Annotated in this window: 12 protein-coding genes; 1 reads left to right on the top strand and 11 read right to left on the bottom strand. The window is 58.5% G+C overall.

What is annotated here, in order from left to right; translation table 11 throughout:
• The 11 genes from ELQ88_RS09670 to ELQ88_RS09620 form a co-directional block, all read right to left on the bottom strand.
• Positions 1-4,125, bottom strand: coding sequence for a DUF1592 domain-containing protein (locus tag ELQ88_RS09670; RefSeq protein ID WP_138964770.1), 4,125 nt, complete (start codon positions 4,123-4,125; stop codon positions 1-3).
• 492 nt (positions 4,126-4,617) lie between these two features.
• The gene (locus ELQ88_RS09665; protein ID WP_138964768.1) at positions 4,618-6,711 is read right to left on the bottom strand and encodes an LTA synthase family protein; all 2,094 of its coding nucleotides are present in this window, start codon (positions 6,709-6,711) and stop codon (positions 4,618-4,620) included.
• 408 nt (positions 6,712-7,119) lie between these two features.
• The gene (locus ELQ88_RS09660) at positions 7,120-7,725 is read right to left on the bottom strand and encodes an START domain-containing protein (protein WP_138964766.1); all 606 of its coding nucleotides are present in this window, start codon (positions 7,723-7,725) and stop codon (positions 7,120-7,122) included.
• A gap of 41 nt (positions 7,726-7,766) precedes the next feature.
• Positions 7,767-8,021, bottom strand: a complete 255-nt coding sequence (locus ELQ88_RS09655) for a YkgJ family cysteine cluster protein (protein ID WP_128869832.1) — start codon at positions 8,019-8,021, stop codon at positions 7,767-7,769.
• A 163-nt stretch (positions 8,022-8,184) separates the two neighbouring features.
• Complete coding sequence (locus tag ELQ88_RS09650) at positions 8,185-8,664, bottom strand: translation initiation factor 2 (protein WP_128869833.1); 480 nt, start codon at positions 8,662-8,664, stop codon at positions 8,185-8,187.
• A 78-nt stretch (positions 8,665-8,742) separates the two neighbouring features.
• Positions 8,743-10,182: a PLP-dependent aminotransferase family protein gene (locus ELQ88_RS09645; RefSeq protein ID WP_138964764.1), complete on the bottom strand. Its 1,440-nt coding sequence runs from the start codon at positions 10,180-10,182 to the stop codon at positions 8,743-8,745.
• A 218-nt stretch (positions 10,183-10,400) separates the two neighbouring features.
• Entirely contained in the window at positions 10,401-11,213 is an 813-nt protein-coding gene (locus tag ELQ88_RS09640; protein WP_128869834.1) for an OmpA family protein, read from the bottom strand.
• Entirely contained in the window at positions 11,210-11,566 is a 357-nt protein-coding gene (locus ELQ88_RS09635; protein WP_138964762.1) for a DUF4398 domain-containing protein, read from the bottom strand. The genes ELQ88_RS09640 and ELQ88_RS09635 overlap by 4 nt, the downstream gene beginning before the upstream one ends.
• 9 nt (positions 11,567-11,575) lie before the next feature.
• Positions 11,576-12,400 (bottom strand): transporter substrate-binding domain-containing protein, encoded by an 825-nt coding sequence (locus ELQ88_RS09630; protein WP_128869836.1) that lies wholly within the window; start codon positions 12,398-12,400, stop codon positions 11,576-11,578.
• Between the two features lie 198 nt (positions 12,401-12,598).
• Complete coding sequence (locus ELQ88_RS09625) at positions 12,599-13,528, bottom strand: FAD-binding protein (RefSeq protein WP_138964760.1); 930 nt, start codon at positions 13,526-13,528, stop codon at positions 12,599-12,601.
• Positions 13,529-13,530: 2 nt separating this feature from the next.
• Entirely contained in the window at positions 13,531-14,280 is a 750-nt protein-coding gene (locus ELQ88_RS09620; RefSeq protein ID WP_056745417.1) for an electron transfer flavoprotein subunit beta/FixA family protein, read from the bottom strand.
• A 545-nt stretch (positions 14,281-14,825) separates the two neighbouring features.
• Between ELQ88_RS09620 and ELQ88_RS09615 the strand changes: the two genes are divergently transcribed.
• Complete coding sequence (locus tag ELQ88_RS09615; protein WP_128869838.1) at positions 14,826-16,490, top strand: electron transfer flavoprotein-ubiquinone oxidoreductase; 1,665 nt, start codon at positions 14,826-14,828, stop codon at positions 16,488-16,490.
• Positions 16,491-16,569 lie beyond the last annotated feature (79 nt).

Here is a 16,569-nt window from a genome sequence, read left to right as displayed (position 1 = left end):
TCAATTCCTTTCGGTCTTGTAGATGAATGCTTTGGAAGTACCCAGGTTTTGCAGCATCTCTGCCAGGGAGCCTGAGGCGTTCAAACCATCGGCAATCGCCTTCACGGTCCCCGAGGTCGATACATCCGATTTGTTGCCAAACACAAATCGGAAGTAGCTGTCGGCCATGCAGAATTGTGACGCTGGATTGCGTGGAACAATCTTTGCGATATCCCGGACGTCATTGATCTGCTCGGTTCCGGTCGTACTGATGAACGGACCGGAGGCCTTGATCGGTAGCATCTGCGGGTACTGGTCAAAGTTGTAGGCTTTCTCCTCCGTGCGATAGCGACCGGCCGCGTCGTAATGTTCCATCGATGACCCGGTGTCATTCATGTATTGATGGCATTGCCAGCAGCGCCCCTCTGAAGCCTGCTCGCCGTTTACCAGGTCCCAGTGCTCACGGGTGGTCACTGCGCGAGGAGGATAGACAGGGGTCGTAGGATCGGCTTCCACGGGGGCACCAAACTCGCGGCAGAACATTTGCTCGCGAATCATGATTCCACGCTTGACCAATGAAGTGCTCACGTAGTCCGAGGTGGCAGCCTGGGTCAGCCCCAGATGCAACAAGCCTCCCCGTCTCTCGTCTACCGCTACCTTTTGCATCGTGCTGCCCGTGACTCCGCTGATTGCGTAGTGCGCGGCCAGGTCCTGGTTCAGATAGGTGTAACCGGGGTTGAACAGCTGACTCAGGGTACCGGCACCCAGCAGCAGGTTTTTGCTCAGCAGATACTGCTCTCGAGCCATCAGTTCAACCAGGTCCTTACTCAACCCCGGCTTTTCCTGAACACCGCGCACTGTCCTGACGTAGTAGCTGACGAAGCGGTTGAATTGCTCGATGCCGCGATCCGTTTTCATCATTCGCTCAATCTCCGCGGAGATCTGTTGCGTAGTCTGCAGCTCGTTTCGCTGCGCCTTGGCCAACAGCTCAACATCCGGAGTAGTGCCCAGGAAACCGAAGGAGAGCGCAGTGGCCACTTCGAACGGCGTCAATTGATACACTTTGCCTCCAGCCGGTGTCTGCACCCCCAACTCCGAGCGATAGAGAAAATGCGGCGATAGCAAAAGAGCGGCGATCAAAGCAGGCGCCCCCTGCTCATCGAACAGTTTCTGATAACGCACACGCTCGGCGTCGGACACAGGACGACGGAACAACTGATAGCCCAACGAGGTAACCAGGTCAGTTCCCGCGCGGGAGGTTGCCAACGCACTCAAGCGTGCCGACGGAACGCTGTCTGCCACCGACAATGCCATGTCGTAGAACAGTCTGACGTCCTCTGCCTGCAAAATGCCCTTGTCCGCCTCCCCGGGATACTTGAAGTCTTTCTCCGATTTGTCTGCTGGCAACTTCTCGGCATTGATCTCTACCCCCAGGATGTCCCTGACGCTGGCGGCATACTCGTCGGGCGTCAACAATCGCATCTGACGTGTGCCGTAGGAATCGGCCTGATCCAGGTAAGGTTTCCAGATGACGTTGATCAATTGCTTGCTGATTTCGGTCGCACAGGTGGTGTCACAGTGCCCTGACACCGGCATGGTCTTGATGTGTTTGACCAGCGCATCCTGGCCCGCCACGCTCCACGCCAAAGCCATGCGCAAACTGTCGAAATACTCGACGGCGTGGCATTTGGTGCAGGATTCAGCCAAGACCGCCTCGCCCAGGTTTTCGACGTGCCGATAGGTAATGGGGGTTAGCTGCTGGTCCTCACTCGCCTCATCGATCACTACCGATTCCAGTTCCGGCTGCGGTTTTTCCTTCGAGTAGAACGGGTAGATAACCTTGTAACTGCCATAGTCGAGGGTTTGGGTCGTACTTGCACCCCATGGAACTTCAATGACCCGTGGTTCAGCATTGTTCCTGGCCTCGGTGACCAGGCTGATGCGCCATTGAGCATCGGTGACCGAAGCAGGTTTGGCCGGCGCCTGAATCTTGACCTTGACCTCGAGCTTGATCGGCCGCTCGCGGTAATTCAGGGTGATGGTCTGACTCTTGGTAGCTTCCGAGAGGGTAAAGGATGTATTTCGTACCTGAGGAATCCAGTTTTTTACGTCGTTGAGCCGCAACTGATACTGACCATACTCAAGCCCCTCGAGAATAATTCTTGCCGCACTGTCTGCGTCGCGCCATGACAATTGCACCAGCCGGGTATTCCCATCGGGATCAATCAGGTAACCGCTGATCATCTCGTTTTCCAGTCCGCCTGGCGGCAGCATGGGGCGCAACTCCAACCGAGTCTGTGGCAAACCGCTTGCGTCATGGCGCACGCGATATATGACCCCCGCGACGTCGTCGCTGATCAACAGGCTGCCATCCGCCAGTTCAAGAAACTCGACGGGGCGTCCGATGCACGAGTTATCCAGGCAGTAGACATCGAATCGATCCGGGTCCTGCACAAATCCGTTGATCAACGGGATCTGATTGACTACTTGCGTACCGCCCTGAATGGTCAGCATTTGTATATCCATGCCGGGGCGCGCGGTGGAGCCCGCACCATGCATCGCGACAAGCAAACGCTGGGTACCCGGCCCGGCGCTTGGGTAGCCAGACCAGAACTTGACGCCCAGCGGCGCGGTGTTGGTTCCCGAGGCAAAAGCTGCTGACACATAATCGGCGGGATTGATCTGTTCAAGCGACTTGTCAGACACAATGGCACCTGGCACCAGCGGCGGCTGGATCACCGTTGGGTCCAGGTACTCCTCCTCGGTGAATCCGGGCGTGTCTTTACCAAACCTGTAAGGCACGCCGAAATGCAGCCCGGGCTTGCTGATCAAGTTGACTTCGTCCGGGTTGGGGAAGCCTTGGCGATTGTTGTCACTGAACCATATTTGGCCGTCCTGGGGATTCCAGTCGAAACCAACGGAGTTACGCACCCCCGTGGCTACAATCTCGGACGCTCCTGTTTCCAGGGAATAACGCAAGATCGTGCCATAACGCTTGTCGGGAGGAATCATGCACAGGTTGCAGGGAATGCCGACTGCCGTATAAATCCACTTGTCTGACGGATCGAGCGGATTGAAACGCAAAGGGTGTTTCATGTGCCAGATGCGAGTGCTCGACCCCGACGCTTGCGAAGGCAAGGGAAACTGCTTGTCGTCCGCCGGAAAGTTGAACACCAGTTCGGGCTCTGGAGCTTTGTAGTTTTCGTCGGCGTTACGCAAGCGATACAGACCACCCGTGGTCGAGTAATACAGATCACCGTCGCGATACGCCACGCCGTGAGGCTCCTCCAGACCACTGGCAATCACATGGATGCCTATCGGTTTACCTGTCTCATCCAGAGGCAGTGCGTAGATCATGTCGCCGATTTTTCCGTCATAGACGTATGAAGGAATAGCGCTGGAGCCGACATACAACACGTTCTTGCCCATCGCCATCTGCCGAGGCTGAATAAGCCCCTGGGCAAACAGCTCGATTTTTATCCCCGGCAAACCACTGAGCTTGCTCACATCGACCGGCGGTCGATACTTGACCGTCACGGCTTGCTCCTCCCCCTGCGGCTCCTTGAACGAGATAATGCGTGGAGTGTTCAGCGGGCTGAACCCATCAGCGGTATTCATCACCAGTTGATAGTCGCAAGCTTTCAGATTATCGAGGTGGATCGTTTCGTTGGCCTTCGCGCTGATCGCAATCTCTTCGGCCTTGCAACGCAAGACTCCGGTGACCATTTGGTCGGCGCGAGCGACGCCGGGCACCGCCGGTTTCAAGGGCGCTTTGCCACTGAGCGTGGAAAAATCCAGCGTCAGGCGATTGCCCGCGAATCCGCCGCATTCGCCGAGTTCCTTCCATGCATCTTTCCAAGGCCCATTCAAAAGAAGTGGCTCGTAACTCACTTGCCGGCACCACTGCCAACTGCCGACACCCAGTGGTGCCTCGTCATCTTTCCAGCATTCGAATAGCCGGTCGGCATGCTTGACCTGGTCCCCCTGCTCATAACTCTTGCCCTTTTCATAATCGGGCGCGGTACATGACCGAGGTGAGGGGGATGACTCTGATGTTCGGGTGAAAACCACCACGGCAATGATCACGCCCAGCGCCACCAGACATGCGAACCACAGCAAACGAAGCACACCGACAGACTTATTCATGAAGCAAGCCTCACTCGTCAGCCAAGCGTTTCAACCTTTCGGACAAATCTGCTGATTCAGTGTCCTGCGGTGAACCACCTGAACCGGGGCGGCAGGCAACCCAAAGCCAAAGCCGACCCCGGCGTTTCTATTGGAATGCCTTCCCACAGGTTCCAACTGCATGATCACGACATGGCAATGACGCCAAAGAGACAGGAACAGAGAGACATTCATCCTTGAAATACAGTCCTTTTTTCAATCGTTGGACCCCATACCAAGCGCCTTGATGAAATCCTCAAACCACTAGGCTGTCTACTGTCAGAGTTGACAGGTACTCCCCTTCAACTGCTCTTTGATCCAGTACTTCAAAGCGGTAGGCACCCCGAACGAGGAGCAAAAAAAATCCGCTGTCATTACTGACACCGGATTCTTTTTTTACTGCCGAAAGAGCAAGCAGAAAACCTTGACCACAGGCACTAGCCCATCCCGGGCTCTGCTTTATCGCCTGAACACTTAGTCAGGCTTGCCGTCCACCACGCCGGCGGTGTTGTCGATCAGGCTCTTGGTGGCGGTTTGCAGGAACGCTTCGAGCTTGAGTTTCAGCTCTGCCGTTCGCGGCGCATCCGCAATGACCTCGGCGCGCGGCGTAGCACCGAATTCATACCGGTACATCTTCGGCGCCATGTCCTTATCCTTCGGCAGCACCAGAATCTGGTCGGCCGTGATGATGGCCGTGGTCTGTTCGCTGCCCGACGGCTTGATCACACCGAAACCGGTATCGCCTTCGGGAAGGTTGAGCAGGTCACGCCCCCAGCACTGATGGCGCACTTCGCCACCGATCCGGCCCATGATGGTCGGCACGATGTCGATCTGTGTGCCCACGGTATGGTCACGCTGACCGAACTTTTCCTGGATACCGGGTGCGATGAACAGCATCGGCACGTTGAAGCGGCCCAGGTCCATTTCGGTGATCTGGCGCTCGTTGCCAAACCCGTGGTCACCCACGACGACAAACAGGGTCTCCTTGAAGTACGGCTCCTTGCGGGCCTTTTCAAAGAACTGGCCCAGCGCCCAGTCCGAGTAGCGCATGGCGGTCAAATGCTCGTTCAGGCTACCGCGATCGGTGACGCGCTCGACCGGCAAAGGGGTCGGCAAGGCGTATGGCGTGTGGTTGGACAAGGTTTGCAGCAGTGCATAGAACGGCTTGCCGTTTTCCCGCGCCTTGAGCTCGACCAGACCACGGTCGAACATGTCCTGGTCGGACACGCCCCAGGTCGGATCGGAGAACACCGGATTGACGAAGTCGTTACGACCAATGAAGTTGGTCATGCCCTGGTTGCTGAAGAAACCCGACTGGTTATCCCAGGCGAAGTCACCATTGTAGACGTACACGTCGTCGTAGTGACGGGCGCTGAGCAATTGCGGCAAGCCGGACAGCTTGTGGCTGCCCTCAGGCGTTTGCATCAGGTATTCGAAACCCGGCAGGTTCGGGAAGCAGGCCATGGTGGCGAACATACCCTGGTGGGTATGGGTGCCGTTGGAGAAGAAACGGTCGAACAGCAAGCCTTCCTTCGACAGGTTGTCGAGGTAGGGCGTGATATTGCCCGGTGCACCCAGGGCGCCCACCGAGTGGCCCGCCATGCTTTCCATCAGGATCACGACGACGTTCTTGATCGGCAGGGTCTTGTCGGACGGCGGCGTGTAATCGCGACGCACGGCGGCCGTCTCGCCATCCACCAGTTTGTCATCCGGCATCACCAGCATGTCACGCACGATTTGCTGGGCTTGCGGCTGCGGCAGCGTGGCTTTCCAGATGTTGTCGCGGTCTTCGGACATCCGGCTCTTGGCCGCGGCGATCAGCGACAATGTGCCGTTGAGGCCCAGCTGGTTGGCGAAATTGGAGTCGGTGGTGTAGACGTCACCCCAACGCATCGGCGGGCCCTGACGCAGGGTGCCACGGGCTGCGACGACGCAGACCAGCAGGCAGACCACGAACACCGCGATGCGCGAATACCACGGGGCGATCTGGCGCGTGGAGACGCTGCCGCCGCTGAAGGGACCGCGGGGACGGGTGGCGCGGTCGGCGCCCTTGAACGCCAGGGTCAGGATCACGGTGCCCACGACCCAGGCCAGCAGGTAGCGAACCACGGGGAAACCGTACCAGAGCATGCTGGTCACGGTTTTCGGGTCTTCCTTGATGTACTGGAAGACCAGCCCGTTGAGGCGCTGGTGGAACTCGCGGTAGAAGTCCATCTCCATCAGGCCGAGGAACAAGGCAATGCTCGAGACGACGGTCAGCCAGAGACGGAAGAACCCGCGGGCGGCCATGGCCCGGGCGCTGAACAGTGCCAGCACCAGCGGAACGCTGAAGTAGACCACCAGTCGCAGGTCGAAACGCAGACCGTTGGTGAACGCTTCGAAAAAGGTCGAGGCCGGCGTGTCGAGCATCATCTCGCGGTTGTAGACCAGCAGCGCGACGCGCAGCAGGGTGAACATGACCATCATGACCAGGGCACACAGTAGCGTGTAGGCCAGATGCGATTTGACGGTCGGTTGCAGCAGGCGACTAGAAGCTCGCTGCTGACTCAGGGCGTCCGGGTTTGCCATGTCGTTTTAGGACCCATTGGAAGTTGAAGTTGCAAAAATACAGCGGCGCCTTGCCCTCTGTTGGCCAGTTCTCGGCCCCGGGGCTTGCGCGGAGCGCAAATGTTGCACGATCACTGGCGGCATTGCCATTGATTAGTGCCCGGCATGCACGGCGCGGGCATTGTCTTGGAGGGTTTGTGAAAATTTCGTGCAACGCGATATCCGGATACAAAATAGTGGCCCCTGCGTCTATCCCCCTGTAGGAGCTGGCTTGCCAGCGAAGGCGTTCTTTCAGACAACAATGATGTCGACTGGAAGGGCCTCTTCGCTGGCAAGCCAACGCCTACAGGGGATCGAGGTACATCCGCAAGAACAGGTCGGCGCTGGCGGCCGTTTTCTCTGCGGTGCGGCGATCCGACGAGCCTGCGCTTACTTCTCGGCGCGTTCTTTCAGGGCTTTCAAGGTATTGAACGGCGCATCGACTACAAACTTGTTGGCCACCATCGACGGGATGCTGCCGCCCGGCTCTGTGTGCACCTGATAAGTCACTTCGATCTGGTCGCCCTTGGGCACGAACTTCCAGAAACCGTCGACCTTGGTGACCCGAACAAAGCCTTTTTCTTCGGGCAGGTACTTCGGTACGCCTTCGAGCTTGCGGGTCAGGCTGCCATCGGCGCCCTCGACGGTGGTGACATGCAGCACCGAGTCACGCGCGGTGACCGGCCAGGGCGTATTGAACTGGGTGTAGGTCCAGCTCTGATCGCCTTCGTGCTTGAGCAACTTCTGGGTCTTGCATTCGTGAATCCAGGCGCAGGCGCCTGGCACGTCTTCCTGCAATGCGCGCAGTTTGGCCAGGGTGGTCTTCATCAGGGTGACACCCTGGTAGGCCTTGTAGTCGGAGCCAGGCACTTCTCTCAGGGAGACCTTGATACCGTCTTCGTTCTTGGCGACTTTCCAGTCTTCGGCCTGGGCGAGCGAAGTGCCCAGAACTGCCGTCAAACCACAGAGCACAGCCATACGATGCAGCGAACCCATAATCTTATTCCTTATTGTTGAAGTTCCGTTCGTTGAACCCATCACGCCGCCGTCATTTGCTCCCACCAACCCAACAATTTGATCGCTTCATCACTGCTGCTTCCGCAGACTTCGACATCGGCTTCAAATGCTGAACACACGGCAGGACGTTGCGGATCACCGAAAATACTGCACAGGTTCTCTGTAGAGAGTTGTACGCAACGTTCTCCGGCGGCCTTGCCATTGGGCATGCCGGGAATCGGTGAACTGATGGAAGGGGCAATGCAACAGGCGCCACAGCCTTCACGGCATTTCATGACGACGAGCTCCTCGCGATGGGCGATGGGTTAAAGACGAGACACAGGGTAACCGTTAAAACAGTCGTTTTAAATTGCCTGGGCCCAGGTTTTTTGCTCAAACGAACGTGACTGACCAGTCTCCGACAAAGTGTCTGGCCGACAGGTCACAGATGGATGGCAATTACCGCTTGAATTCGAATTCCAGCGCAGCGCCTTCGACTTCCCGGCGCTCTTCGTTACGCAGTTGCAACTGCATTTCGTTACTGATCAGCCTTCCGTTGAGCTGGAACGGCGTGCTGTCGGCCTTGTCACCGAACATTTGCGGCAATACCGGGTCGCGCCGTGGCAAGGGTACCGAACCGATGGGTTTCAGTTCCTCGGCCATGTCCTCGGGCAGGCTCAAATCCAGATGGGCCGAAGGCAGCTTGGTCTTCACCACTTCACTGGCCGGTTTGGACTTGGACGCAATTGGCGCGCGTTTTTTCACCTTGGCCGCTTTCTTTTTGACCTTGACCGCTGCGGCTTTCCTGGTCGGTGCCGGTTGTTTCGAGGTGGCGTTGGCTGCCGGTTTTTCCTGGACGGGAGCTGCCATGAGGCCTTCTGCCTGAAAGGACATCAGCAGGCATATCGAAAGCCATACAGCGGGGAAAATCGCTTTCATGGAACCAACGACGCAAACGGCAGGAGCCATATGCTCGCCTGTTGCACGCAACAAGACAAGCACGGCCTGCCTGCCCGGTCAAAAACCGCCGGCCATTTCCTGACAGAGCTGGGTGGCAAGCATGCCCAGGGTCATCAATGCACGCTCGGCTTCCCGGTTCCAGGGGATGCCGCAGTTCAGTCGAATGCAGTGATTGAACTGTTCTGTGTTACTGAAAATCAGCCCCGGCGCGATGCTGATGCCCTGCTGCAAGGCGCGCACATGCAGTTCCTGCGTGTTGACCCTTCCCGGCAGACTGACCCACAGAATGAAGCCGCCGGTCGGCCGGGTCATCTGTGTGCCTTCCGGAAAATGCTGTTGCACCGCCAGCTGGAACGCGCTGAGGTTCTTGCGGTACTCCTGGCGGATGTAGCGCAAATGCCGGTCGTAGCCACCGTTTTCCAGATACGCGGCAATGCCCATCTGCGTGACGCTGCAGGCCGAATGGGTGCTGAACGTCTGCAAACGCTGGATTTCCTGCTGGTACTTGCCGGCAATCATCCAGCCGATCCGCACGCCCGGCGACAGGGTCTTGGAGAAGCTCGAGCAATAGATCACCCGATCCAGCCGGTCGTAGGCCTTGAGCGATTTGGTGCGGCCCTGCTCGAACATCAGTTCGCCGTAGATATCGTCTTCGACAACCTGGATATCGAAATCCGAGGCCAGGCGCAGCAGTTGCTTCTGTCGCTCTTCGGGCATGGTGCCGCCCAGCGGATTGCTCAGACGAGTGGTCAGCACCAGCGCCTTGATCGACCACTGGTTGGCCGCCAGTTGCAGGGCTTCGAGGCTCATGCCGGTCGCCGGATCGCTGGGAATCTCGATGACCTTGAGGCCCAGCAGGTCAGCCAGCTGGAGCAAACCGTAGTAGGTCGGCGACTCGGCGGCGATCAAGTCGCCCGGCCGGGTCAGGACACGCAGGGACATCTGCAAGGCATCGACGCAGCCGTGGGTGATGACCACTTCCGAGGGATCGACCACCACGCCGGCATCGCGCATGCGAATCGCCACTTGGCGTCGCAACGGTTCGAAACCGGGACTGAACATGTAGCTGAATGCCCGCGGACTATGGAAACGGGTGACTTTGGCCAATTGCTGATGCAGCGCCCTGACCGGTAGATAATCGACACTCGGTACGGCCGCGCCCAAGGGAAACACCCCCTCGCGGCGGGATTCGACCAGCACTTGCTGAATGATGCTGCTGCGGGTGACCAGGCCGGGACGCTCGACCCTGGCGATGTCCGGCGTCGGCGCGGTCAGCGCGGGGGTCTGGTGCACGTAGTAGCCCGACTGCGGCCGGGCACGGATCAGCCCCTGATCCTCGAGATTGGCGTAGGCCTGCAACACCGTCGCATGGCTGACGTTGAGCTGCGAGCTCATCTTGCGTACCGAAGGCACGCGCTCCCCCGGTTGATAGACACCCCGGCGGATGTCTTCGGCCAGTTGTTGAGCAATACGTTGGTAAAGCAAGAGATTGGTCATGACGCAGCACTCGATTTCACGGGCATTTTATTCTTGTGTGAAACAATACCGGAACAGTTTAGAAGTGTACGGGGACAGTTGCCACAATAGTCGACAGTACAGTGCAGTGTCAGCAAAATCTGTACTGCTCTATTGGCATGGCGCGAACATTGTCAGGCGCAAAAAAACCCGGCGCTGCTGGGCAGGCCGGGTTGGGGATGCAGGGTTAGGATTGCTGATCAGCGAGCAGCGCCAAGCTGGCCTTTTTCATCGGAGAACACAATTTCCACCCGACGGTTCTGCGCACGACCCCGTTCCGAGGCATTGGCGTCCACCGGGTATTCATCGCCGTAGCCTTCGACCTGGATGCGTTTGTCGTCAATACCCAGGTCCATCAGCACGTTCGCCACCGATTGCGCACGGTCGCGGGACAGTTTGAGGTTTTCCTGCTTGCCGCCGGTACTGTCGGCGTAGCCTTCGATACGCACGACACGCTTGGGGTTGAGCTGCAGGAACTGCACGATTTTCAACACCACGCGGTTGGCCGAATTTTTCAACTCCGCTTCGCCGGTATCGAACAGCACATCGCCCAGCGTCATCACCAGGCCACGGTCGGTCTGGGTGGTGGCCAGCGCGAGAATCTGTTCTTCAAGCCATTTGCCCTGCTGTTGCACGCTGAGCAATTTGGATTCGCGCAGGGCCAGTTGCAGGCGCTGACGCTCCAGTTCGAGCTTCGCCGCGCGCTCTTCGTTGAGCACCTGGTTGGAGTGTTCACGGGCGATTTCGCTGTAGCGCTGGCTCAGATAAGCGTAATGCTGCACGTCGGATCCGCTGCCCCAGTAGCTGGACAGACGATCGGCGCGGGCCAGGGATTCACCGGCGCGAATCACATCCTTGGGCGCGATCCGCAGCACGTTGGCGTCTTCCTTGACCTTCTGGAAATCAACGCCGGCCTGCTGCAACGCGGCCTCGCTGTGCTGGCCGGCACAGCCATAGAGGCTGGCGCAGCCTGCCAGGAGCAAACCGCCGAGTACTTTGCGCTTGAGGCTCATTGGGCATCTCCCAGTTGCTTGCGCAAGCGGGTGATGCGGGTATTGAGCACGTTCAACTTTTCTTCACTCTTGCGGGTCAGGACCCGGGCTTCGGCCAGACGCGCGTCCAGCTCGGCCTGTTCGGCCCGCATGCGCGCATGTTTATAGGACTGATCGGCCATGTCGCCCTGGGCACGGGTGAATTTTTCTTCGGCCAGTTTCAATTCCGGCACGTCGTCGGCGGTGGCACCCACAGCTTTTGCTTGTACCAGCGCCTGCTCGGTCAGGCGTATCTGTTCATTCGGCGCCGGATCGGCTGCACAACCCGCCAGAGCCAGAACGGCCAGGGCAGCGGAAAGAGGTCGAATACTCACTAAAAATCCCTACTGTTTTGGGGTACTGGCGGGTCGTTGCTGCTGCAACTTCCAGCGCTCGACATTGCGCTGCAATGCGGCTTCCGCCAGTCCGGACGCGAGCAATTCTGTCATCTTTTTAGCCAGCTGTCCGCGTAACCACGGATCGTTGCAGGCGGAGTTATGGGAGACCGCGAGGAATAGGCCGGGTTTGTCGACCGGCCGGGGTCGCGCGACCAGGTCGTTGACCATGCTCAGTGCCTGTACGGCGGCCATGCCCGAGTAGCGGCCGGCGAGGACAAACTCGACCTCGCCCAACAGCAACTTCTGAAAAGCCTGGGTCAGGTTAGGCGTGTGCGCGAGGGTCAATTGCTGCTCGGCGAAGGTGCCGAATGCCGGGGTCAGACGAGCCTTTTCCGATAAAGCGCCGGGATGACCGTGCAGGTCCTGCGCTTCGTTGTAGACCAGTGCCGAGTCTTTTCGGGTCCAGACCAGGTAATCGTTTTCCAGCAACGGCGGATGAATGTAATCCAGGGATTCGAGTCCACTGACGGTCAACGGCGCATCGGCCAGCATGTCCATGCGCCCGCTGCGCACCTCGTCCAGAGCCTGGGCGCGTTTGCCGGCATACAGCAGTTCGACCTTGATCCCCAACTCCCCCGCCACCTGCTGCAACAGATCGGCACTGGCGCCGATCAGGTGTTTGGGGTGCTGCGGGTCTTGCCACAGGTAAGGGGGTGCGTCCGGGCTGCCGGTGACTATCAGGCGTTCACATTTGCCCGCAGCAACAGACAGCACCGGCAACACCGTCAGCCCCAACAGCATTGACCAACCGAACACTCGGCGCAGATCCATGGCAATACACTCCTCCTAAACCCGGTTATATCTGCTGTAGGAGCAAGCTTGCTCGCGATGGACGTTAACGATAACGCGTTCTTTCTGAATAAACGCGGTGCCTTTGCGACCATCGCGAGCAAGCTTGCTCCTACACAGAAAAAACAAAAAAAAAAGCCCGACCAACAGGTCGGGCTCTTTATAAGTGAAGCCGCTGGATTAGACCAGCTTCTCCAGCTCAGGGATCGCTTCGAACAGATCCGCCACCAGGCCATAATCGGCCACCTGGAAGATCGGCGCTTCTTCGTCCTTGTTGATCGCAACGATCACCTTGGAGTCTTTCATGCCGGCCAGGTGCTGGATCGCGCCGGAGATACCGACCGCGATGTACAGCTGTGGAGCAACGATCTTGCCGGTCTGACCGACCTGCATGTCGTTGGGAACAAAACCTGCGTCGACCGCGGCGCGGGAAGCACCGACGGCAGCGCCCAGCTTGTCGGCCAGGGCGTACAGGTGTTTGAAGTTGTCGCCGTTCTGCATTCCACGGCCGCCGGAAACGACGATCTTGGCAGCGGTCAGTTCCGGACGATCGGACTTGGCCAGTTCTTCGCCAACGAAGCTGGAGATGCCAGCGTCGTGGGCAGCCGCAACGGCTTCAACCGATGCCGAACCACCTTCAGCGGCGACCGGGTCGAAACCGGTAGCACGCACGGTGATGACTTTCACCGCAGCGTTGGACTGAACGGTAGCGATGGCGTTACCGGCGTAGATCGGACGCTTGAAGGTGTCGGCGCTTTCTACCGAGATAATCTCGGAGATCTGGTCAACGTCCAGCTGCGCGGCAACGCGCGGCAGGATGTTTTTGCCGTTGGAAGTGGCGGCAGCCAGGATGTGGCTGTAGCCCTTGCCCAGCTCGGCTACCAGCGGCGCAACGTTTTCCGGCAGTTGGTGAGCGTAGGCGGCGTTGTCGGCCACCAGCACTTTAGCTACGCCAGCGATTTTCGCAGCGGCTTCAGCCGCGGCGCCAGCGCCCTGACCTGCAACCAGTACATGGATGTCGCCGCCGATTTTGACGGCAGCCGCCACGGTGTTCAGCGTGGCCGGGGCCAGCACTTTGTTGTCGTGTTCAGCGATTACCAAGATAGTCATGATTAGATTACCTTCGCTTCGTTTTTCAGTTTCTCGACCAGTTCAGCCACCGACTTGACCTTGATACCCGCGCTGCGTGCAGCCGGCGCTTCGACTTTCACGGTCTTGTTGGTGGAGGCGGTGGAAACGCCCAAAGCGTCCGGAGTCAGCACTTCGAGAGGCTTCTTCTTGGCTTTCATGATGTTTGGCAGCGACGCGTAACGCGGCTCGTTCAAACGCAGGTCAGTGGTGACGATGGCCGGCAGTTTCAGGGAAACCGTCTGCGCGCCGCCGTCGACTTCGCGAGTCACGGCAACCGTGTCGCCGCTGATCTCGACTTTTGAAGCGAACGTGCCCTGACCATAACCGCTCAATGCTGCTAGCATCTGGCCAGTCTGGTTGTTGTCGCTGTCGATGGCTTGTTTGCCAAGGATCACCAGCTGAGGCTGTTCCTTGTCGACAACCGCCTTGAGCAGCTTGGCAACGGCCAGCGACGTCAGGTCTTCGGCGGATTCGACGAGGATGGCGCGGTCGGCACCCAGAGCCAGCGCGGTGCGCAGTTGCTCTTGAGCGGTGGACGGGCCGATGGAGACGACGACGATTTCAGTCGCAACACCTTTTTCTTTCAGGCGTACGGCTTCTTCCACTGCGATTTCGCAGAACGGGTTCATCGACATCTTGACGTTGGCGAGGTCGACGCCGGAATTGTCCGCCTTGACGCGAACTTTCACGTTGTAATCCACAACGCGTTTGACAGCTACAAGAACCTTCATGGATTCCTCGTTACTCTCCGGTGAAAAGAAGTCGCCTAGGCGAACCTGGCGGTTTGATGCTCATCGGCGCAAGGGCACCTCTAAAAACGCTGGCAGGTGTATCGGGTGAACCTTGCTCACGAGGTTTATGACCGTTCGTCATGGTGACCGACGAGTCATTCGTTATCGCAGCGTGTAAACTGCGCCCCTGGGGTCGCAACGCATCACCTTCTACTGCCACCGCCCTGTCTTTAGAGGTGCTCTTGAAACCAACAGTCAGCCTACGGCGAGCGCAAAACCGCCCGTATATTGACCGGAACACTAATTCCGGTCAATACGCCAAATGGGCCATTCATAAGCCGCGCGTCTATGATTTCTCTGGCTTCGGGCCAATTCAAACAAACGTTTGTATTGGACGCTGAGAGTGGTGTAGATATAATGCGCCACCTTAGAGAGAAAGGTGGTTTATCGTTTGTCCTTTTCCTGCAACGAGCAGGCATTCATGGATGCGACACCCAACCTCCAATTAGAAAAAAAACTGTTGAGCCTTGAGTAGGAGATAACCTGTGGAACGCGAATACATGGAATTCGACGTGGTCATCGTCGGTGCCGGCCCCGCGGGTCTTTCCGCCGCTTGCCGCTTGAAGCAGAAGGCCGCCGAAGCCGGTAAGGAAATCAGCGTCTGCGTGGTCGAAAAAGGCTCCGAAGTCGGTGCACACATTCTCTCCGGCGCGATCTTTGAACCCCGCGCCCTGAACGAACTGTTCCCGGACTGGAAAGCACTGGGTGCGCCGCTGAACACACCGGTGGCCCGCGATGACATCTTCGTGCTCAAGAACGCCGACAGCGCGCAGAAAATCCCTGACTTCTTTGTGCCCAAGACCATGCACAACGAAGGCAACTACATCATCTCCCTGGGCAACCTGTGCCGCTGGCTGGCCCAGCAGGCGGAAAACCTGGGCGTGGAAATCTACCCGGGCTTCGCCGCCCAGGAAGCGCTGTTCGACGAAAACGGTGTAGTGCGCGGGATCATCACCGGCGATCTGGGCGTTGACCGCGAAGGTCAGCCGAAAGAAGGCCTGTACACCCCGGGCATGGAACTGCGTGGCAAATACACGCTGTTCGCCGAAGGTTGCCGTGGCCACATCGGCAAGCAACTGATCAAGCGCTTCAACCTCGACAGCGAGGCCGACGCCCAGCACTACGGCATCGGCCTGAAAGAAATCTGGGAAGTCGACCCGGCCAAGCATCAGCCAGGCCTGGTGGTCCACACCGCCGGCTGGCCGCTGGACATCATGGGCACCGAGAACACCGGCGGCTCCTTCCTCTATCACCTGGAAAACAACCAGGTGGTGGTGGGTCTGATCGTCGACCTGTCCTACAGCAACACCTTCCTCTCGCCCTTCGACGAGTTCCAGCGCCTCAAGCATCACCCGGTGCTCAAGCAGTACCTGGAAGGCGGCAAGCGCATCAGCTACGGCGCTCGCGCCATCTGCAAAGGCGGCCTGAATTCGCTGCCGAAAATGGTGTTCAAGGGCGGCGCATTGATCGGTTGCGACCTCGGCACCCTGAACTTCGCCAAGATCAAGGGCAGCCACACCGCCATGAAGTCGGGCATGCTCGCCGCCGAATCCGTGGCCGACGCGTTGTTCGCGGAAAAGGACGGCACCGAAGAGCTGACCACCTACGTCGACGCGTTCAAGAAGAGCTGGCTCTACGACGAACTGTTCGCCAGCCGCAACTTCGGCCCGGCGATCCACAAGTTCGGCGCCATCGTCGGCGGTGGTTTCAACTGGCTCGATCAGAACATCTTCGGCGGCAAACTGCCGTTCACCCTGCACGACACCAAGCCGGACTACGCGTGCCTGAAACTGGCGGCCGACTGCAAGAAGATCGACTACCCGAAACCGGACGGCAAGCTCAGCTTCGACAAGTTGAGCTCGGTATTCATCTCCGGTACCAACCATGAAGAAGAACAGCCGTGCCACCTGAAGCTGACCGATCCGAGCATCCCGATCGCCAAGAACCTGCCGCTGTACGATGAACCTGCCCAGCGTTACTGCCCGGCCGGCGTGTACGAAGTGGTGACCAAAGAAGACGGCGAGAAGCGCTTCCAGATCAACGCCCAGAACTGCGTTCACTGCAAGACCTGCGACATCAAGGACCCTGCACAGAACATCACCTGGGTGGCGCCGGAAGGCTCCGGCGGCCCGACTTATCCGAACATGTAAGTCGCACGCCTGAACATCGAGGCTCCCGGAATGGGGGCCTTTTTGTTGCCCAGGATTCATGCCACACCACAAAACCCCT

Origin of the sequence: Pseudomonas sp. MPC6 (genome assembly GCF_006094435.1) — a bacterium.
Taxonomy (GTDB): Bacteria; Pseudomonadota; Gammaproteobacteria; order Pseudomonadales; family Pseudomonadaceae; genus Aquipseudomonas.
The sequence above is the reverse complement of the archived record's forward strand: the minus strand, read 5'-3'. Positions and strand labels throughout refer to the sequence as shown.